This window comes from Citrobacter sp. MGH 55 (assembly GCF_016906145.1).
GTDB lineage: Bacteria > Pseudomonadota > Gammaproteobacteria > Enterobacterales > Enterobacteriaceae > Citrobacter_A > Citrobacter_A amalonaticus.
The window spans coordinates 46,628-65,097 of the sequence record NZ_CP070239.1 but is presented as its reverse complement, the minus strand read 5'-3'; the positions used below and the strand labels follow the sequence as shown (position 1 = coordinate 65,097).

Below are 18,470 nucleotides of genomic sequence, written 5' to 3'. Positions count from 1 at the left end.
ATGTCTGAACCTCGTTTCGTCCACCTGCGGGTGCACAGCGACTACTCCATGATCGATGGGCTGGCAAAAACCGGGCCGCTGGTGAAAAAGGCGGCCGCGTTGGGCATGCCTGCGCTGGCGATCACCGATTTTACTAACCTCTGTGGTCTGGTGAAGTTCTACGGAGCGGGTCATGGCGCAGGGATTAAACCCATTGTTGGTGCCGATTTCCATGTTCAGAGCGAGCTGATGGGTGATGAACTCACGCATCTGACCGTGCTTGCTGCCAATAACACCGGGTACCAAAATCTTACCCTGCTGATATCCAAAGCTTATCAGCGCGGCTATGGCGCGGCGGGACCGATCATAGACCGTGACTGGCTGATCGAACTGAAAGAAGGGTTGATCCTGCTTTCCGGCGGGCGCATGGGTGACGTCGGGCGCAGTCTGCTTCGCGGTAACGGCGCGCTGGTTGATGAGTGTGTCGCGTTCTATGAAGAACACTTCCCGGATCGTTACTTCCTTGAGCTTATCCGCACTGGTCGTCCCGATGAAGAGAACTATCTTCATGCTGCCGTTGCGCTGGCGGAAGCGCGCAGTTTGCCGGTGGTTGCCACCAACGACGTGCGCTTTATCAACAGTGATGACTTTGACGCGCATGAAATTCGCGTTGCTATTCACGATGGTTTCACCCTCGACGATCCCAAACGTCCGCGTAATTACTCGCCGCAGCAATATATGCGCTCGGAAGAGGAGATGTGCGAACTCTTCTCTGATATTCCGGAAGCGTTGGAAAACACCGTTGAAATTGCCAAACGCTGTAACGTAACGGTACGTCTGGGCGAGTATTTCCTGCCGCAGTTCCCGACAGGCGATATGACCACGGAAGATTTCCTGGTCCAGAAATCGAAAGAAGGGCTGGAAGAGCGTCTGGCCTTCTTATTCCCGGATGAAGCCGTGCGAAAAGAAAAGCGGCCGCCTTACGATGAACGTCTGGATATTGAACTGCAGGTGATCAACCAGATGGGGTTCCCGGGTTACTTCCTCATCGTGATGGAATTTATCCAGTGGTCGAAAGATAACGGCGTGCCGGTAGGGCCAGGCCGTGGTTCCGGTGCGGGCTCGCTGGTGGCTTACGCGCTGAAAATTACCGACCTCGACCCGCTGGAATTTGACCTGCTGTTCGAACGTTTCCTTAACCCGGAACGTGTCTCGATGCCTGACTTCGACGTTGACTTCTGTATGGAGAAACGCGACCAGGTGATTGAACACGTGGCCGACATGTACGGCCGTGATGCGGTATCGCAGATTATTACCTTCGGTACGATGGCGGCGAAAGCGGTGATCCGCGACGTGGGTCGCGTTCTGGGCCACCCGTACGGCTTTGTCGATCGTATTTCAAAACTGGTGCCCCCCGATCCGGGGATGACGCTGGCGAAAGCCTTCGAGGCTGAACCGCAACTGCCAGAAATCTACGAGGCAGATGAAGAGGTTAAAGCGCTGATCGACATGGCGCGTAAGCTGGAAGGCGTGACCCGAAACGCCGGTAAACACGCCGGTGGTGTGGTTATCGCCCCGACGAAAATCACCGATTTTGCGCCGCTGTACTGTGATGAACAGGGGCTGCACCCGGTTACCCAGTTTGATAAAAACGACGTGGAATATGCCGGCCTCGTGAAGTTCGACTTCCTTGGCTTGCGTACACTCACTATCATTAACTGGGCGCTGGAGATGATTAACGCCCGCCGTGAAAAGAACGGTGAGCCGCCGCTGGATATTGCCGCTATCCCGCTGGACGATAAGAAAAGCTTCGATATGCTGCAACGCTCGGAAACCACGGCGGTCTTCCAGCTTGAATCCCGCGGCATGAAAGACCTGATTAAGCGTCTGCAGCCTGACTGCTTCGAAGATATGATAGCCCTGGTGGCCCTGTTCCGTCCGGGGCCGTTGCAGTCCGGGATGGTAGATAACTTCATCGATCGTAAGCATGGTCGTGAAGAGATCTCCTATCCGGATGTGCAGTGGCAACACGAAAGCCTGAAACCAGTACTGGAACCAACCTACGGCATCATCCTGTATCAGGAACAGGTCATGCAGATTGCCCAGGTGCTTTCTGGCTATACTCTTGGCGGGGCGGATATGCTGCGTCGTGCGATGGGTAAGAAAAAGCCGGAAGAGATGGCCAAACAGCGCTCCATCTTTGAAGACGGCGCGAAGAAAAACGGTATTGACGGCGAACTGGCGATGAAAATCTTCGACCTGGTGGAGAAATTCGCCGGGTACGGGTTTAACAAATCGCACTCCGCTGCCTACGCGCTGGTCTCTTACCAGACGCTGTGGTTGAAAGCGCACTATCCTGCTGAGTTTATGGCGGCGGTAATGACTGCCGATATGGACAACACCGAGAAGGTGGTGGGGCTGGTGGATGAGTGCTGGCGCATGGGGCTGAAAATCCTGCCGCCGGATATCAACTCCGGGCTGTACCACTTCCACGTCAACGACGACGGCGAGATTGTCTACGGTATCGGCGCGATCAAAGGCGTGGGTGAAGGCCCGATCGAGGCGATCATTGAGGCGCGTAACAACGGCGGCTATTTCCGTGAGCTGTTTGATCTTTGTGCGCGCACCGATACCAAAAAGCTCAACCGGCGGGTGCTGGAAAAATTGATCATGTCCGGGGCGTTCGACAGGCTGGGGCCGCATCGTGCTGCGCTGATGAATTCGCTGGGCGATGCGCTGAAAGCCGCCGATCAGCACGCGAAAGCAGAAGCAATTGGTCAGGCAGATATGTTCGGCGTGCTGGCGGAAGAGCCGGAGCAAATTGAACAATCCTACGCCAGCTGCCAGCCGTGGCCAGAGCAGGTGGTGTTAGATGGGGAACGCGAAACGTTGGGGTTGTACCTGACGGGTCACCCGATCAACCAGTATTTGAAAGAAATTGAGCGCTATGTCGGAGGCTACCGGCTGAAAGACATGCATCCGACAGAACGTGGTAAAGTGACCACGGCTGCGGGGCTCGTCATTGCCGCAAGGGTTATGGTCACCAAGCGCGGCAATCGTATCGGCATCTGTACGCTGGATGACCGTTCCGGACGTCTGGAGGTGATGTTATTTACCGACGCCCTGGATAAATACCAGCAATTGCTGGAAAAAGACCGCATACTTATCGTCAGCGGACAGGTCAGCTTTGATGACTTCAGCGGGGGGCTTAAAATGACCGCCCGCGAAGTGATGGATATTGACGAAGCCCGGGAAAAATATGCTCGCGGGCTTGCTATCTCGCTGACGGACAGGCAAATTGATGACCAGCTTTTAAACCGACTCCGTCAGTCTCTGGAACCCCACCGCTCGGGGACAATTCCAGTACATCTCTACTATCAGAGGGCGGATGCACGTGCGCGGTTGCGTTTTGGCGCGACGTGGCGTGTCTCTCCGAGCGATCGTTTGCTTAACGATCTCCGTGGCCTCATTGGTTCGGAGCAGGTGGAACTGGAGTTTGACTAATACAGGAATACTATGAGTCTGAATTTCCTTGATTTTGAACAGCCGATTGCAGAGCTGGAAGCAAAAATCGATTCTCTGACTGCGGTGAGCCGTCAGGACGAGAAACTGGATATTAACATCGATGAAGAAGTGCATCGTCTGCGTGAAAAAAGCGTAGAACTGACGCGTAAAATCTTCGCCGATCTTGGCGCATGGCAGGTTGCCCAACTGGCACGCCATCCGCAGCGTCCTTACACCCTGGATTATGTTCGCCTGGCGTTTGATGAATTTGACGAACTGGCGGGCGATCGCGCTTATGCGGACGATAAAGCTATCGTCGGCGGCATTGCGCGTCTGGACGGTCGTCCGGTGATGATCATTGGTCATCAGAAAGGCCGCGAGACCAAAGAGAAAATCCGTCGTAACTTCGGGATGCCGGCGCCGGAAGGCTATCGTAAAGCGCTGCGTCTGATGGAAATGGCCGAGCGTTTCAACATGCCGATCATTACCTTTATCGACACCCCGGGTGCCTACCCAGGCGTCGGTGCCGAAGAGCGCGGTCAGTCCGAAGCTATCGCCCGTAACCTGCGTGAAATGTCACGTCTGAGCGTGCCGGTTATCTGCACCGTGATCGGCGAGGGCGGTTCCGGTGGCGCGCTGGCGATCGGCGTGGGCGATAAAGTGAATATGCTGCAATACAGCACCTATTCCGTTATCTCTCCGGAAGGCTGTGCTTCCATTCTGTGGAAAAGTGCGGACAAAGCGCCGCTGGCCGCAGAAGCGATGGGGATCATTGCGCCACGTCTGAAAGAGCTGAAGCTGATTGATTCCATCATCCCGGAACCGCTGGGCGGCGCGCATCGCAATCCGGAAGCGATGGCGGCTTCGCTGAAAGCGCAGCTGCTGGCTGACCTCGCGGATCTCGATGTATTGAGCACAGAAGATTTGAAGAACCGTCGCTATCAGCGTCTGATGAGCTACGGCTACGCCTAAGCGTTGACCATTCCGAAAAGGGCCACAATTTGTGGCCCTTTTTTTTACCTGCGGTTTGAACAGGCTATGATTAGCTAAGGTTTTTCCAGGAGGAACGCATGAATATCATCGCCATTATGGGGCCGCACGGGGTTTTTTATAAAGACGAGCCCATTAACGAGCTTGAGCGTGCGCTGCAATCACAGGGATTTCAGATTATCTGGCCGCAAAACAGCGTCGACCTGCTGAAATTTATCGAACACAACCCGCGCATTTGTGGGGTGATTTTTGACTGGGATGAGTACAGTCTCGATTTGTGCAGTGAGATTAACCAGCTCAATGAGTATTTACCGCTGTATGCGTTTATCAACACGCATTCGACGATGGATGTCAGCGTTCACGACATGCGCATGGCGCTATGGTTTTTCGAGTATGCGCTCGGGCAGGCGGAAGATATCGCGACGCGCATTCGCCAGTACACCAACGAGTACCTCGACAATATCACGCCGCCTTTTACCAGAGCGTTGTTCACCTATGTGAAAGAGGGGAAATACACCTTCTGCACGCCGGGGCACATGGCAGGAACGGCCTATCAAAAAAGTCCGGTTGGCTGCCTGTTCTATGACTTTTTCGGTGGCAATACCCTGAAAGCAGATGTATCGATATCGGTCACTGAACTGGGTTCGTTACTCGATCACACCGGGCCGCATCTGGAGGCCGAAGAGTATATCGCCCGAACGTTCGGTGCAGAGCAGAGTTACATGGTGACTAACGGTACCTCCACCTCAAACAAAATTGTGGGGATGTATGCCGCGCCGACCGGCAGTACGCTATTGATTGACCGTAACTGCCATAAGTCGCTCGCGCATTTGTTAATGATGAGCGACGTCGTCCCGATTTGGCTGAAACCAACGCGTAATGCGCTCGGTATTCTGGGCGGCATTCCGAAGCGTGAGTTCACGCGTGAGAGTATTGCGAACAAAGTTGCCGCCACGGCGCAGGCGCAGTGGCCAGTTCATGCCGTGATCACTAACTCAACCTATGACGGCCTGCTGTATAACACTAACTGGATCAAACAGACGCTGGATGTCCCCTCTATCCACTTCGATTCTGCCTGGGTGCCCTATACCCACTTTCATCCCATTTATCAGGGGAAAAGCGGGATGAGCGGTGAACGGGTGCCTGGCAAGGTGATTTTCGAAACGCAATCCACCCACAAAATGTTGGCGGCGCTATCGCAGGCGTCGCTGATTCATATTAAAGGGGATTATGACGAAGAGACCTTCAACGAAGCGTTTATGATGCACACCTCGACCTCACCGAGTTATCCGATTGTCGCTTCCATCGAGACGGCGGCAGCGATGCTACGGGGAAATTCCGGTAAGCGATTAATCAATCGCTCTGTGGAGCGCGCGTTACATTTTCGCAAAGAAGTGCAGCGGCTACGTGAAGAGTCTGACGGTTGGTTCTTTGATATCTGGCAACCGGAAGAGGTTGATGAAGCTGCGTGCTGGCCGGTGGCGCCCGGTGAAGACTGGCACGGATTTACCGATGCCGACGATGACCATATGTTCCTCGATCCGGTAAAAGTCACGATCCTGACGCCCGGTATGAATGAGCAAGGGGAGATGAGTGACGAGGGGATCCCCGCCGCGCTGGTGGCGAAATTCCTTGATGAGCGCGGCGTGGTGGTGGAGAAAACCGGGCCGTACAATCTGCTGTTTCTCTTCAGTATTGGTATCGATAAAACCCGGGCAATGGGGCTGTTGCGTGGACTGACCGAATTTAAACGCTCTTACGATCTCAATTTGCGCGTGAAGAATATGCTGCCGGATCTGTATGCAGAAGATCCTGATTTTTATCGCAACATGCGTATTCAGGATCTGGCGCAAGGGATCCACCAGCTCATCCGCCAACACGATCTTTCCGGCCTGATGCTGCGTGCGTTTGATACATTGCCGGAAATGATCATGACGCCGCATCAGGCCTGGCAGCGACAGATCAAAGGCGAAGTCGAAACGGTCCCCCTCGATCAACTGGTGGGACGCGTGTCGGCGAATATGATCCTGCCATACCCTCCCGGCGTGCCGCTGCTGATGCCGGGAGAAATGCTCACCGAGCAGAGTCGCGCCGTACTCGATTTTCTGCTGATGCTCTGTTCTGTTGGTCAGCGTTATCCGGGCTTTGAAACGGATATTCACGGGGCGAAACAGGATGACGACGGCGTATACCTCGTACGAGTCTTAAAAACGGCATGACGACTTGCCTTCAGCGCTCCCGGGCGGGTAACGTGCTGATGATAAATAACGGAGATGAAGACACTATGCTGGGATTAAAACAGGTTCACCATATTGCGATTATTGCGACAGACTATGCCGCGAGTAAGTCCTTCTATTGCGATATTTTGGGGTTTACGCTGCTGAGCGAGGCCTATCGCGCAGAACGAGACTCGTGGAAGGGCGATCTGGCGCTGAACGGACAATATGTGATTGAGCTTTTTTCATTTCCTTTCCCGCCGGCACGTCCAGGGCATCCGGAAGCCTGTGGCTTGCGCCATCTGGCGTTCAGCGTGGATAACCTGGATAATGCGGTAGCGCATCTGGAGGCGAATCACGTTAATTGTGAAGCCATCCGCATTGATCCCTTCACCAACAAGCGCTTCACCTTTTTTAAAGACCCGGATGGCCTGCCGCTCGAATTGTATGAGCAGTAAGGCTTGTTATTGTGACGATTGCCCGGTAACGTGCCGGGCAACGTCACTGTAAATAACCGCTATGACAACACTCACGCTGAACACCTCGCTTATCACTTCCCGACAGATACTGGTCGCCTTTAGCGGCGGTCTGGACTCTACCGTGCTCTTACACCAACTGGTGCAATGGCGGACGCAACAACCGACTCTCTCGCTTCGTGCCATGCACATCCATCATGGACTTAGCGCTTACGCCGATGAGTGGGTGGCACACTGTGAAGCCATCTGCGCGCAATGGCAGATTCCGCTGGTGGTGGAGCGGGTCACGCTGGTGGACGCCGGGCTGGGAATCGAAGCGCAGGCCCGGCAGGCGCGGTATCAGGCATTTGCCGATGCGCTATTGCCCGGTGAGGTGTTGGTGACTGCCCAGCATCTTGACGATCAGTGTGAAACCTTTTTGCTGGCGCTCAAACGCGGCAGCGGACCGGCTGGGCTGTCTGCAATGGCGGAGAGTGCTGAGTTTGCGGGCACGTTACTCATTCGTCCGTTATTGACACAACCCCGTGCGGCACTGGAGCAATGGGCAAGGCAGCATCAGCTTCGCTGGATTGAAGATGAAAGCAATCAGGATGACGCCTACGATCGCAACTTCCTGCGTTTGCAGGTTCTGCCGCTTCTGCAACAGCGCTGGCCGCATTTCGCTGACGCCACGGCACGCAGCGCAGCGCTGTGTGCTGAACAAGAGAGTCTGCTGGATGAACTGCTTGCCGATGAACTGTCTTCTTGTACCACGGCAAACGGCACGCTGGAGTTAACGCCGCTCATGGCGATGAGCCGTGTCCGGCGCGCAGCGCTACTTCGCCGCTGGCTGGCGACGAAAAATGCGCCGATGCCTTCACGCGATGGACTGGAACGTCTCTGGCAGGAGGTGGCGCTGGCGCGTGAAGATGCGTCACCGTGCCTGCGTTTCGGCGAGTACGAGGTGCGGCGCTTTCAGGGACAGTTGTGGTGGATTAAATCTGTTGTCGGACAAAGTGAGACAATACTGCCCTGGCCTCGCTGGCAGTTACCGCTCACGTTGCCTGCCGGGCTGGGCCAACTGCGGTTACTGTTGGGGGACGAATTGCGCGCGCCTCGTGAGGATGAGCGTGTCAGTATCCGTTTTAAAGCGCCGGGAATGCTGCATATCGTTGGCCGTAGCGGTGGCCGCAAGCTCAAGAAAATCTGGCAGGAGTTGAATGTACCTTCCTGGCGACGAGATACCACGCCATTGCTGTTTTACGGCGAAACGCTGATTGCGGCTGCAGGCGTATTTGTCACGCGTGACGGCGCGGCGGATGAGGAGTCGGGGGTGAAACTGGTGTGGGATCAAACCGGTGGAAATGCCTGATGGCGCAGCGCCACCAGGCAATATGGGTTCAGGATTCGCTAACCACCACGGTACCGATTTCCGGATGGCTGAAGCTGACAATTTTATCGAGACGAAGCTCGCGCGTTTCACCCGCAACCTCGGTGATTAGGTATTCCACGTTTTTCCGTGAAACCAAATCGTTGGCTTTCGCTTGCAAAACTTCACCATCTTTCAGTTCCAGCGTCAGTAATAAATGATGCTGGCAGGCGAGCTCAAGGTTGTCGTAGTCATCACAGTTGATGGGTTGGTATGTATCATTCATTGACATAATCGCTCACCAGTAAGTTCGCCGCAGCATACGCCGCCTTTTCCCTGACCGACTCTGAAAGGGCACTGTCTGCCGCCATTTCATTAAGCACCTTTAATACGCAACCCAGCGCATCCGGGATATACCCTAAGTCTCCGCTGGCGATTTCCGCATACCGCTTGCGTATTAACTCACAATATTTTTCCACATGCCCTCCTGTCAGCATTCTGACTTAACCGTGGATGCAAGTCTAAGCCTACGAAGATAAACTCTGTTTAGCAAGGTGACTATACCACAGCCATTCACGCAATATCAGCGCCTGATTGATGATCCCCGGACAGCCTTTTAGCTCCTTTTTCGCTACAATGGCTGCCTGATTCGAAAGGAGTTTTTCCATGGCGCTTAAAGCGACAATTTATAAAGCCGTCGTCAACGTGGCTGACCTTGACCGCAACCAGTTTCTTGATGCGGCGTTGACGCTGGCGCGTCACCCCTCTGAAACCCAGGAACGAATGATGTTGCGTCTGCTGGCGTGGATTAAGTATGCGGATGAGCGTCTCCAGTTTACGCGTGGCTTAAGCGCAGAGGATGAACCGGAAGCGTGGTTGCGTAACGATCATCTGGGTATCGACTTGTGGGTTGAACTGGGGCTACCGGATGAGCGCCGTATTAAGAAAGCGTGTTCGCAGGCTGCTGATGTGGCGCTGTTTGCCTACAATAGCCGGGCGGCGCAGATCTGGTGGCAGCAGAATCAAAGCAAATGCGCACAGTTTTCGAATCTCACTGTCTGGTATCTGGATGATGAACAACTGACCCAGCTTAGCGCCTTTGCGAGCCGTACCATGACACTACAGGCGACAATTCAGGACGGGGCGATCTGGCTGTCTGATTCTCAGAATAATCTGGAAATTCATCTGACGCCTTGGCAACAACCGGTATGATCGTCATTTCGCGGACTGTCTCGATCCCCGACGATGAGCTGGAGATCACCGCCATTCGCGCCCAGGGCGCAGGAGGACAGCACGTCAATAAGACCTCAACGGCGATACATTTGCGTTTTGACATTCGGGCCTCCAGCCTGCCAGAGTATTATAAGGAACGTTTGCTGGCTGCCAGCCATCATCTGATTACCGCTGATGGCGTGATGATTATTAAGGCGCAGGAGTACCGCAACCAGGAACTCAACCGGGAAGCGGCGCTTGCCAGACTGGTAGCGGTTATAAAAGAGCTCACCGCAGTACAAAAAAGCCGACGCGCAACCCGACCGACGCGGGCATCGAAAGAGCGAAGATTAAACTCGAAGGCGCAGAAATCCTCAGTAAAAGCCCTTCGCGGTAAAGTCCGTCGTGATGACTGACGGGCAGGAATAAAATGTGATAGGGAGTCAGGGTGAAAAAAACACTACTTTCAGCGATGGCGGCATTTACGCTCTTCGCATTGATTGGCTGTAACAACCGTTCAGAGGTTGATGTTATCCAGCCGACTCAGGTTGCAGAATTAAAACCGATGCAGCAAAGCTGGCGGGGCATTCTGCCTTGTGCCGACTGCGAGGGTATTGAGACCTCACTGTTTCTGGAGAAAGATGGCACATGGGTAATGAACGAACGCTATCAGGGCGTGCGTGAAGAGCCGTCTTCTTTTGCTTCCTACGGCACCTGGGCGCGCACGGCCGATAAACTGGTGCTGACCGACAGTCAGGGTGAGAAGTCTTATTATCGCGCGAAAGGCGAAGCGCTGGAGATGCTGGATCGGGAAGGCAATCCGGTTGAATCACAATTTAACTATACGCTTGAACCGGTGAAATCCAGTTTGCCGGTAACGCCAATGGCGATGCGTGGCATGTATTTCTATATGGCGGATGCCGCGACCTTTACCGACTGCGCAACCGGAAAGCAGGTTTCTGTTGCCAGTAACGCAGAGCTGGAACGCGGTTATCTTGCGGCGCGTGGCACCAGTGAGAAACCGGTGCTGTTGTCCGTCGAAGGGCACTTCACGCTGGAGGCGAATCCAGATACCCATGAGCCGGTGAAAACGCTGATGGCCGATAAAGAGATTAAATTTATTCCGGGTAAGAGCTGCACCGACTGAGTGATGGACTCAATGATAACTGTCCGGGTGACTGGACAGTTATCATCTTACCCGCAGTTTTGCTATTGTGTATCGCGCTTAACGCGTCAGTCCTACAAAACGTCCCGTCTTGATATAAATCCCTAACTTCAAATGACCGACATAGCGTAGCTGCGTTTCTGGCTTAAATGCGGCAACGTCGCCTTCCCGCATGTGCATCAGGTCAGCAGGGCTGATCCAGCCCGATTGCGCCAGGGTTAGCGGATGTCCCGCTTTGGTAAATGCATCAGTGACGAATTCAGAGCAAAACCACGCCGTTTTTTCTCCCTCGCGTGCATCGCTCAACTGCGCTTTCGCCAGCCCGCTGACACACTGTTGCCGGAAATCCGCAGAGAAGGGGTTTAGTGAACACATCTGGCGAGTCACCATAAACGGAATGAATTCCACGATACCGCGATAGTTATAGCCGCTGTCTTTGATTTTATAGGCGAAGGTTTTGATCTCAGCGGCCTGTTGCGGAGTCAGCTCCGGGACTCTCAGGGCAAAAAGTTTATCACTGTGTTTCATCGCCTGTTTGAGTGACACGATTTGTACGCCAGCGCCGGTGGCTTCTGCGACTTCATTATCGCCCAGATAGACGGCAACGTGGCTTACGGAAGCATTGCTGAACGCGCGGATGCCTAATGAGGTCACCCCGAGGCTGGAGGAGAACAACAGATCGCCTGGCTTAAGGTCGGTATCGGTAATTTCGACGAGTGCTTTATTCGTAAATGAGCTCTGGCGCTGGAATGTAACCGCCCATTTTTTGGATTGTGCATCAATGGCGGCGGCGGATTTATTCGGTGGGCTGACGTCAACGGTGCAGGCCGAAAGCAAAAGAAGGCAAGGGAGGAACAGGCGGTAATACGCCGTGAGTTTAGCCATTTTATACAATCCATGTAAAAAAGAGGCCCTGAAAATCAGAGCCTCTTATGACATCAGCCTTTAATCTGTTTAACCAGATAGTTGACGATGTCGCCGGTTTTTATCAACTGTTTCTCGCCATTGCGACGGTATTTGTATTCAATATCGTCGTTGTCGAGGTTACGGTCGCCCAGCACGATAGTGTGCGGAATACCGATCAGTTCCATATCGGCGAACATCACGCCTGGGCGCTCTTTACGGTCGTCCATCAGCACTTCGATGCCCTGCGCACGCAGTTCGGCATACAGTTTTTCCGCCAGTTCCTGCACACGATAGGACTTGTGCATGTTCATCGGCAGAATCGCCACCTGGAACGGCGCGATAGCGTCAGGCCATACGATCCCGCGCTCGTCGTAGTTCTGCTCAATAGCCGCTGCTACCACGCGTGTGACCCCGATACCGTAACAACCCATAGTCAGGATCTGGTTGCGGCCATCTTCACCCTGGACGGCGGCTTTCATTGCTTCCGAGTACTTGGTGCCCAACTGGAAGATATGACCGACTTCGATACCGCGTTTGATCAGCAACGTGCCTTTTCCATCCGGGCTTGGATCGCCGGCGACGACGTTACGGATATCAGCGACTTCCGGGGTTGCGACATCGCGATCCCAGTTAATGCCGAAGTAATGCTTACCATCCACGTTAGCCCCTGCCGCGAAATCACTCATTGCGGCAACAGTACGGTCAATAATCACCGGCACTGGCATGTTTACCGGGCCCAAAGAACCCGGACCGGCATTCACCAGCGCGCGGATCTCTTCTTCGGTTGCGAACGTCAGCGGGCTGGCAACCTGCGGCAGTTTTTCCGCTTTGACTTCGTTCAATTCGTGATCGCCGCGAACCAGCAGTGCGACCAGCGGAGACTTGCTGTCTTCCACGGCTTTCACCAGCAGGGTTTTCACGGTTTTCTCGATTGGCAGACTAAACTGCTCAACCAGCTCGGCGATGGTTTTTGCGTTCGGCGTATCAACCAGCGTCATTTCTTGCGTTGCAGCGGCGCGCGGCGCTTTCGGCGCAACGGCTTCCGCAAATTCAATGTTGGCCGCGTAGTCAGAGGAATCAGAGAAGATCACATCGTCTTCGCCGCTCTGTGCCAGTACCTGGAATTCGTGCGAGGCGCTGCCGCCGATAGAACCGGTGTCAGCCTGTACCGCGCGGAAATCCAGCCCCATGCGGCTGAAGATCTTGCTATAAGCCGCGTACATCGCGTCGTAAGTTTCCTGCAGAGATTCCTGAGAAGTATGGAAAGAGTACGCATCTTTCATCAGGAATTCACGGGAGCGCATCACGCCGAAACGCGGACGCACTTCGTCACGGAATTTAGTCTGAATCTGGTAGAAGTTCAGCGGCAGCTGTTTGTAAGAGCTGAGCTCGTTACGAATCAGATCGGTGATCACTTCTTCATGCGTTGGGCCAAGTACGAACGGACGATCGCCACGGTCAGCAATACGCAGCAGTTCCGGACCGTACTGTTCCCAACGACCACTCTCTTGCCACAGTTCAGAAGGTTGAACCACCGGCATTAACACCTCGATCGCACCGGCGTTGTTCATCTCTTCACGCACGATGTTCTCAACTTTTTTCAGGACGCGCACGCCGGTCGGCAGCCAGGTGTATAACCCGGAGGCCAGCTTGCGGATCATCCCGGCGCGCAGCATCAGCTGGTGGCTGATCACCTCGGCGTCGGCAGGTGTCTCCTTCAGAGTGGAGAGCAGATATTGGCTAGTACGCATGTTGTTACGGTTCCAGTTGAACGATCGAACAGGCTCAATGTGAGCCTGACACAAAAAAAAGTAACTCAGTTTACCAGCGAGAAAGGGATGTCAAAAGAGAAGGGCGTGAAATTAGCGGGGTTCAAGCGCAAAGACTTCAAAACCCGTCTCGGTTACGCGCCAGCGCACGTTGAAATCATGCAGCCAGACAGCATAATTTTTACCGGTCTCTTCCCCTTTTCGATAGGCAGGACGCGGATCCTGCGCCAGCACATCACAAATAAACGTCTTCAGCAGGGGATAACGTTTTTCCAGCGCGGGAAACTGTTGCTCAATCTCGTCGGTAAAACTCACCGACATTTCGGCTTGCGGTGCCTGTTGCGCGTAGCTGGCGGTCGCATCCGGTAGCGATTCCGCGAACGGCAGGTAAGGCTTGATATCGATGACCGGCGTACCGTCAACCAGATCCAGACTGCCCAGTTGCAGAATGACCTGATCTTTCTGACAGACAACGCCTTTCAGTTCAACCAGCGACATGCCGACGGGATTGGGGCGAAATGTTGAGCGCGTAGCAAATACGCCCATCCGCGCATTGCCGCCAAGACGAGGCGGGCGCACGGTAGGGCGCCATCCCCCTTCCATCGTCTGATGGAAAACAAAGATCACCCATAAGTGGCTGAATGCTTCAAGACCACGTACCGCATCGGCCTGATTGTAAGGAGACAGCAGGTGCAGTTCGCCGTTGACGCTTTTTACCAGCCCTGGCTGGCGGGGAACGGCGAACTTCTCTTTGTAAGGCGAGCGAATGACACCGATTTGCTCAAACTGAAAATGACTCATTTAGCCGAGATGTTGAGCGCAGAACCAATGCAGACAGCCTGACGATAACAACCCGGCGTCCCGCTGGTGACTTCACAGCTATGCAGTAACACGGCATTGGCTTTCATTTTTGACGCATTAATCTGCATGCGTTTACGTGCTGTCGGGATGTTCGGCGGAGAGTCCTGGTTAGAGGCCTGACAGGATTCACCGGTCACTTCACCGAGATCGCGGAACGGCTTGCCGACCAGATCTTCAGCATTGGTGTAAATTCTGACGGGAACAGCGCGCGGCGCTTTCGGTTTTTCCGGCTCCGCTTTTGGCGGGGTTGCGGTGCTTTGAACGGGTTCAACAGGGGATCTGCTTAGCATGGAACAGCCGCTCAGCATGAGTGCCAATAAACAGATCGGTAAAGCACGCATAATATTTCCTCAATGAATGATCTAACTGTCACATATTGAATCAGGAGCTTGCATAAATGACAAGACGGGCAAACGCCCGTCCTGAATGATATTACAGATTGTGAAAAGCGCCTAAAAATTACCAGCCCTTAACAGCACCACCGTTGAAGACTTTATTGGCGGCTTCGTAAACTTCGTCAGACTGATAGGCCTGAACGAATTTCTTCACGTTCTCCGCGTCTTTGTTATCTTCACGGGTCACGATCAGGTTGACGTACGGGGAATCTTTATCTTCAACGAAGATACCGTCTTTCGCCGGCGTCAGGTTGATCTGGCTGGCATAAGTGGTGTTGATTACCGCCAGAGCAATCTGCGCATCGTCAAGAGAACGCGGCAACTGAGGGGCTTCCAGTTCAACAATTTTCAGATTTTTCGGGTTCCCGACGATATCCAGTGAGGTCGGCAGCAGACCTACGCCATCTTTAAGTTTGATCAGACCGACTTTTTGCAGCAGCAGCAGAGAACGGCCCAGGTTGGTTGGATCGTTCGGAACCGCTACCTGCGCGCCATCCTGAAGCTCATCCAGAGATTTGATTTTTTTAGAGTAACCCGCAATCGGATAAACGAAGGTATTGCCTGCGGCAACCAGCTTGTATCCGCGATCTTTGATCTGCTGATCCAGATACGGTTTGTGCTGGAAGGCGTTGGCATCGATATCGCCTTTGCTCAGCGCTTCGTTCGGCAGAACGTAGTCATTGAAGGTCACCAGTTCGACGTCCAGACCGTATTTTTCTTTCGCAACTTTTTGTGCGACTTCAGCTACCTGCTGTTCCGCACCGACAATCACGCCGACTTTGATGTGGTTTGGATCTTTTTCATCCTGACCGCAACCCACGAGTGCCAGAGAACCAATCAGGGCGCCGACTGCCGCAATGGTTTTGAATTTGAACGCCATGCTTATTTCCTTAATGTGATAATTGTGTTTTGTAGAATGTTACTTGTGCGTCACAGTCCGGACGATGCGATCGCCCGCGAACTGAATTAAATAAACCAGAACAACGAGTAATACCAGTACCGTATTCATAACAGTAGCATTGTATCCAATATAGCCGTACTGATAGCCGATCTGTCCAAGACCGCCGGCACCCACGGCACCGCCCATGGCGGAATAACCAACCAGGGTAATCAGCGTAATTGTCGCAGCGTTTACCAGCCCTGGCAGGGCTTCTGGCAGCAGCACCTTACGTACAATTTGCAGCGGTGTTGCGCCCATTGCGCGGGACGCTTCAATCAGGCCGGTCGGGATTTCCAGCAGGGCGTTTTCCACCATACGGGCGATAAACGGCGCCGCGCCGACGGTGAGCGGGACAATGGCAGCCTGCAAACCGATTGATGTCCCGACAATCACACGAGTGAACGGAATCATCCATACCAGCAGAATAATGAACGGAATCGAACGGAAGATGTTCACGACCGCAGACAGTGTGCGGTAGAGCTTCGCGTTCTCAATGATTTGCCCGGGACGCGTGACGTACAGCAGCACGCCAACGGGAAGACCAATCACAAAACCAAAGAACCCGGATACGAAGGTCATCGCCAGCGTTTCCCAGACGCCACGAACCAGCAGCCACATCATCGGCTCAGACATAACCCAGTACCTCTACTTTTACATGGTGTTCCTGCAGCCAGGCGATCGCGGCTTGCGTTTCTTTTTGTGTGCCGTGCATTTCAGTCAGCATGATGCCGAACTTTACGCCGCCGGCGTAATCCATCTGCGCGCTAATAATGTTGTTATTAACATTAAAACGACGCGCTGTTTCGGAAAGCAGCGGCGCATCCACCGACTGACCGGTAAACTCCATGCGCAGCATTGGAACGCTGTCGGTCGTTGATTCTGTCTTCAGGCGTGCCAGATAATCCTCCGGAATATCCAGATGCAGTGTGGACTGAATAAATTTCTGCGCCAGGGGCGTTTTCGGGTGGGAAAACACTTCGCTGACGGTATCTTGCTCAATCAGCTCACCGTTGCTGATGACGGCTACGCAGTCGCAGATGCGTTTCACCACATCCATTTCGTGCGTGATCAGTAGAATGGTCAGGCCAAGGCGACGGTTAATGTCTTTCAGCAGTTCAAGAATGGAGCGAGTAGTGGCTGGGTCCAGCGCACTGGTCGCTTCATCACACAGCAACACTTTTGGCTGACTTGCCAGTGCACGGGCGATAGCGACACGCTGTTTCTGACCACCAGACAGATTCGCAGGGTAGCTGTCGTGCTTATCACCCAGGCCAACGAGATCGAGCAGTTCCGTCACGCGGCGCTTAATTTCTTCCTTTGGGGTGTTATCGAGTTCCAGCGGCAGCGCGACGTTACCAAAAACGGTTCGGGAGGCCAGCAGGTTGAAGTGCTGGAAAATCATGCCAATCTGACGACGCGCCTTAGTCAGTTCAGATTCTGATAGCGTCGTCAGTTCCTGTCCGCCAACCTGAACGCTTCCTTCTGTCGGGCGCTCCAGCAGGTTTACACAGCGGATCAGCGTACTTTTACCTGCGCCTGAGGCACCGATAACGCCATAAATTTGTCCGGCAGGAACATGCAGGCTAACGTTATTCAACGCCTGAATGGTGCGGGTCCCCTGATGGAACACTTTGGTGATATTCGAAAGTTTAATCATTGATTATTTATTATCGTAATGAAGTTACCGTGGCATTTTCGTCTGTCTGATGCGGTCAAAAGCCGTCAACAAAATGGATGTTAAGGCATCCAGACGTCTAAATCAATCAGGGTTTCTACGATGAGCACTTTCTTGCCTGCCGAAACATGCGATACTAGCGCCACATGCCTTATTCAGGAGCTATAAAAGGTGGCAAAGTCCGTACCCGCTATTTTTCTCGACCGTGACGGCACAATTAATGTTGATCACGGCTACGTACACGAAATCGACGAGTTCGAATTTATCGACGGTGTTATTGATGCTATGCGCGAGCTTAAAACACTGGGCTATGCGCTGGTAGTTGTCACCAACCAGTCAGGGATTGCGCGCGGCAAATTTACCGAAGCGCAGTTTGAAACATTAACAGAATGGATGGACTGGTCACTGGCCGATCGCGATGTCGACCTCGACGGTATCTATTATTGTCCACACCACCCGCAAGGCAGCGTGGAAGAGTATCGTCAGGTTTGTGATTGTCGTAAGCCGCATCCCGGTATGCTGATCTCGGCCCGCGATTTCCTGCACATTGATATGGCCGCGTCTTATATGGTGGGCGACAAATTAGAAGATATGCAGGCTGCGGCTGCGGCAGGGGTCGGGACAAAAGTGTTAGTGCGAACCGGCAAGCCTATTACAGCGGAAGCAGAAAATGCGGCAGATTGGGTATTAAATAGTCTTGCTGATCTGCCATCGGCGATAAAAAAGCAGCAAAAATAAGCATTGTGGTTAAAAGGTGAGCGGTTGAAATAAAACTGCATTTTTCCGCTTGTCTTCCTGAGTCGACCCCCTATAATGCGCCTCCATCGACACGGCGGATGTGAATCACTTCACACAAACAGCCGGTTCGGTTGAAGAGAAAAATCCTGAAAATCAGGGTTGACTCTGAAAGAGGAAAGCGTAATATACGCCACCTCGCGACAGAGCGCTAAAGCGCGTCGCAACTGCTCTTTAACAATTTATCAGACAATCTGTGTGGGCACTCAGAGTGACATGGATTCTTAACGTCGCAAGAC

At 53.5% G+C, this 18,470-nt stretch carries 18 protein-coding genes; 9 read left to right on the top strand and 9 right to left on the bottom strand.

The features are described 5' to 3' along the window. The 5 genes from dnaE (at position 1) to tilS (ending at position 8,516) form a co-directional block, all read left to right on the top strand. Positions 1–3,483: a DNA polymerase III subunit alpha gene (gene dnaE / locus JTI98_RS00245; RefSeq protein WP_042997856.1), complete on the top strand. Its 3,483-nt coding sequence runs from the start codon at positions 1–3 to the stop codon at positions 3,481–3,483. 12 nt (positions 3,484–3,495) lie between these two features. After that, entirely contained in the window at positions 3,496–4,455 is a 960-nt protein-coding gene (gene accA / locus JTI98_RS00240) for an acetyl-CoA carboxylase carboxyl transferase subunit alpha (protein ID WP_042997855.1), read from the top strand. Between the two features lie 98 nt (positions 4,456–4,553). Continuing rightward, complete coding sequence (ldcC, locus tag JTI98_RS00235) at positions 4,554–6,692, top strand: lysine decarboxylase LdcC (protein WP_216081788.1); 2,139 nt, start codon at positions 4,554–4,556, stop codon at positions 6,690–6,692. 65 nt (positions 6,693–6,757) lie between these two features. Then, on the top strand, positions 6,758–7,147 hold the full coding sequence (locus tag JTI98_RS00230; RefSeq protein ID WP_042997853.1) for a VOC family protein: 390 nt from the start codon (positions 6,758–6,760) through the stop codon (positions 7,145–7,147). A gap of 61 nt (positions 7,148–7,208) precedes the next feature. Continuing rightward, positions 7,209–8,516 (top strand): tRNA lysidine(34) synthetase TilS, encoded by a 1,308-nt coding sequence (gene tilS, locus JTI98_RS00225; protein WP_216081787.1) that lies wholly within the window; start codon positions 7,209–7,211, stop codon positions 8,514–8,516. 28 nt (positions 8,517–8,544) lie between these two features. Here tilS and rof read toward each other — a convergent pair whose 3' ends face one another. Both rof and JTI98_RS00215 read right to left on the bottom strand, forming a co-directional pair. Beyond that, a complete protein-coding gene (gene rof, locus JTI98_RS00220) occupies positions 8,545–8,805 on the bottom strand; it encodes a Rho-binding antiterminator (RefSeq protein WP_042323659.1) in 261 nt (86 codons plus the stop codon). After that, entirely contained in the window at positions 8,792–8,992 is a 201-nt protein-coding gene (locus JTI98_RS00215; RefSeq protein ID WP_044327029.1) for a YaeP family protein, read from the bottom strand. Before JTI98_RS00215 ends, rof begins: the two co-directional genes overlap by 14 nt. 187 nt (positions 8,993–9,179) lie before the next feature. On the opposite strand from JTI98_RS00215, the gene JTI98_RS00210 reads away from it, so the two are divergent. The 3 genes from JTI98_RS00210 to nlpE are packed head-to-tail and all read left to right on the top strand — an operon-like array spanning position 9,180 to position 10,872. After that, positions 9,180–9,725, top strand: coding sequence for a YaeQ family protein (locus JTI98_RS00210; RefSeq protein WP_044267465.1), 546 nt, complete (start codon positions 9,180–9,182; stop codon positions 9,723–9,725). Next, positions 9,722–10,141, top strand: a complete 420-nt coding sequence (gene arfB / locus JTI98_RS00205; RefSeq protein WP_044327027.1) for an alternative ribosome rescue aminoacyl-tRNA hydrolase ArfB — start codon at positions 9,722–9,724, stop codon at positions 10,139–10,141. Before JTI98_RS00210 ends, arfB begins: the two co-directional genes overlap by 4 nt. Before the next feature lie 32 nt (positions 10,142–10,173). Next, positions 10,174–10,872 carry an envelope stress response activation lipoprotein NlpE gene (gene nlpE / locus JTI98_RS00200; RefSeq protein ID WP_042997849.1) on the top strand — a complete coding sequence of 233 codons (699 nt, stop codon included), beginning with the start codon at positions 10,174–10,176 and terminating at the stop codon, positions 10,870–10,872. 78 nt (positions 10,873–10,950) lie between these two features. Here the strand turns inward: nlpE and JTI98_RS00195 are convergent, their stop codons facing one another. The 7 genes from JTI98_RS00195 to metN all read right to left on the bottom strand — a co-directional run bounded on the left by JTI98_RS00195 (position 10,951) and on the right by metN (position 17,418). Beyond that, positions 10,951–11,775 carry a YaeF family permuted papain-like enzyme gene (locus tag JTI98_RS00195; protein ID WP_044327026.1) on the bottom strand — a complete coding sequence of 275 codons (825 nt, stop codon included), beginning with the start codon at positions 11,773–11,775 and terminating at the stop codon, positions 10,951–10,953. 53 nt (positions 11,776–11,828) lie between these two features. Beyond that, a complete protein-coding gene (gene proS / locus JTI98_RS00190; RefSeq protein WP_042997847.1) occupies positions 11,829–13,547 on the bottom strand; it encodes a proline--tRNA ligase in 1,719 nt (572 codons plus the stop codon). A 111-nt stretch (positions 13,548–13,658) separates the two neighbouring features. Beyond that, positions 13,659–14,366, bottom strand: coding sequence for a tRNA (N6-threonylcarbamoyladenosine(37)-N6)-methyltransferase TrmO (gene tsaA, locus JTI98_RS00185; protein ID WP_044328120.1), 708 nt, complete (start codon positions 14,364–14,366; stop codon positions 13,659–13,661). After that, entirely contained in the window at positions 14,363–14,767 is a 405-nt protein-coding gene (gene rcsF / locus JTI98_RS00180) for an Rcs stress response system protein RcsF (RefSeq protein WP_042323642.1), read from the bottom strand. The genes tsaA and rcsF overlap by 4 nt, the downstream gene beginning before the upstream one ends. A gap of 118 nt (positions 14,768–14,885) precedes the next feature. Further along, on the bottom strand, positions 14,886–15,701 hold the full coding sequence (gene metQ, locus JTI98_RS00175) for a methionine ABC transporter substrate-binding lipoprotein MetQ (RefSeq protein WP_042997845.1): 816 nt from the start codon (positions 15,699–15,701) through the stop codon (positions 14,886–14,888). 39 nt (positions 15,702–15,740) lie between these two features. Then, a complete protein-coding gene (locus JTI98_RS00170; protein WP_042323638.1) occupies positions 15,741–16,394 on the bottom strand; it encodes a methionine ABC transporter permease MetI in 654 nt (217 codons plus the stop codon). Then, positions 16,387–17,418 carry a methionine ABC transporter ATP-binding protein MetN gene (gene metN, locus JTI98_RS00165; protein WP_216081786.1) on the bottom strand — a complete coding sequence of 344 codons (1,032 nt, stop codon included), beginning with the start codon at positions 17,416–17,418 and terminating at the stop codon, positions 16,387–16,389. Before metN ends, JTI98_RS00170 begins: the two co-directional genes overlap by 8 nt. Positions 17,419–17,607: 189 nt before the next feature. Between metN and gmhB the strand changes: the two genes are divergently transcribed. Then, the gene (gene gmhB, locus JTI98_RS00160; protein WP_042997843.1) at positions 17,608–18,174 is read left to right on the top strand and encodes a D-glycero-beta-D-manno-heptose 1,7-bisphosphate 7-phosphatase; all 567 of its coding nucleotides are present in this window, start codon (positions 17,608–17,610) and stop codon (positions 18,172–18,174) included. The last annotated feature ends 296 nt before the right edge of the window (positions 18,175–18,470 follow it).

Excerpts from the sequence above, each read along its gene's own strand:
- dnaE (WP_042997856.1), top strand. The coding sequence starts at position 1 with ATGTCTGAACCTCGTTTCGTCCACCTGCGGGTGCACAGCGACTACTCC.
- accA (WP_042997855.1), top strand. The coding sequence starts at position 3,496 with ATGAGTCTGAATTTCCTTGATTTTGAACAGCCGATTGCAGAGCTGGAA.
- ldcC (WP_216081788.1), top strand. The coding sequence starts at position 4,554 with ATGAATATCATCGCCATTATGGGGCCGCACGGGGTTTTTTATAAAGAC.
- JTI98_RS00230 (WP_042997853.1), top strand. The coding sequence starts at position 6,758 with ATGCTGGGATTAAAACAGGTTCACCATATTGCGATTATTGCGACAGAC.
- tilS (WP_216081787.1), top strand. The coding sequence starts at position 7,209 with ATGACAACACTCACGCTGAACACCTCGCTTATCACTTCCCGACAGATA.
- rof (WP_042323659.1), bottom strand. The coding sequence starts at position 8,805 with ATGTCAATGAATGATACATACCAACCCATCAACTGTGATGACTACGAC.
- JTI98_RS00210 (WP_044267465.1), top strand. The coding sequence starts at position 9,180 with ATGGCGCTTAAAGCGACAATTTATAAAGCCGTCGTCAACGTGGCTGAC.
- arfB (WP_044327027.1), top strand. The coding sequence starts at position 9,722 with ATGATCGTCATTTCGCGGACTGTCTCGATCCCCGACGATGAGCTGGAG.
- JTI98_RS00195 (WP_044327026.1), bottom strand. The coding sequence starts at position 11,775 with ATGGCTAAACTCACGGCGTATTACCGCCTGTTCCTCCCTTGCCTTCTT.
- proS (WP_042997847.1), bottom strand. The coding sequence starts at position 13,547 with ATGCGTACTAGCCAATATCTGCTCTCCACTCTGAAGGAGACACCTGCC.
- tsaA (WP_044328120.1), bottom strand. The coding sequence starts at position 14,366 with ATGAGTCATTTTCAGTTTGAGCAAATCGGTGTCATTCGCTCGCCTTAC.
- rcsF (WP_042323642.1), bottom strand. The coding sequence starts at position 14,767 with ATGCGTGCTTTACCGATCTGTTTATTGGCACTCATGCTGAGCGGCTGT.
- metQ (WP_042997845.1), bottom strand. The coding sequence starts at position 15,701 with ATGGCGTTCAAATTCAAAACCATTGCGGCAGTCGGCGCCCTGATTGGT.
- JTI98_RS00170 (WP_042323638.1), bottom strand. The coding sequence starts at position 16,394 with ATGTCTGAGCCGATGATGTGGCTGCTGGTTCGTGGCGTCTGGGAAACG.
- metN (WP_216081786.1), bottom strand. The coding sequence starts at position 17,418 with ATGATTAAACTTTCGAATATCACCAAAGTGTTCCATCAGGGGACCCGC.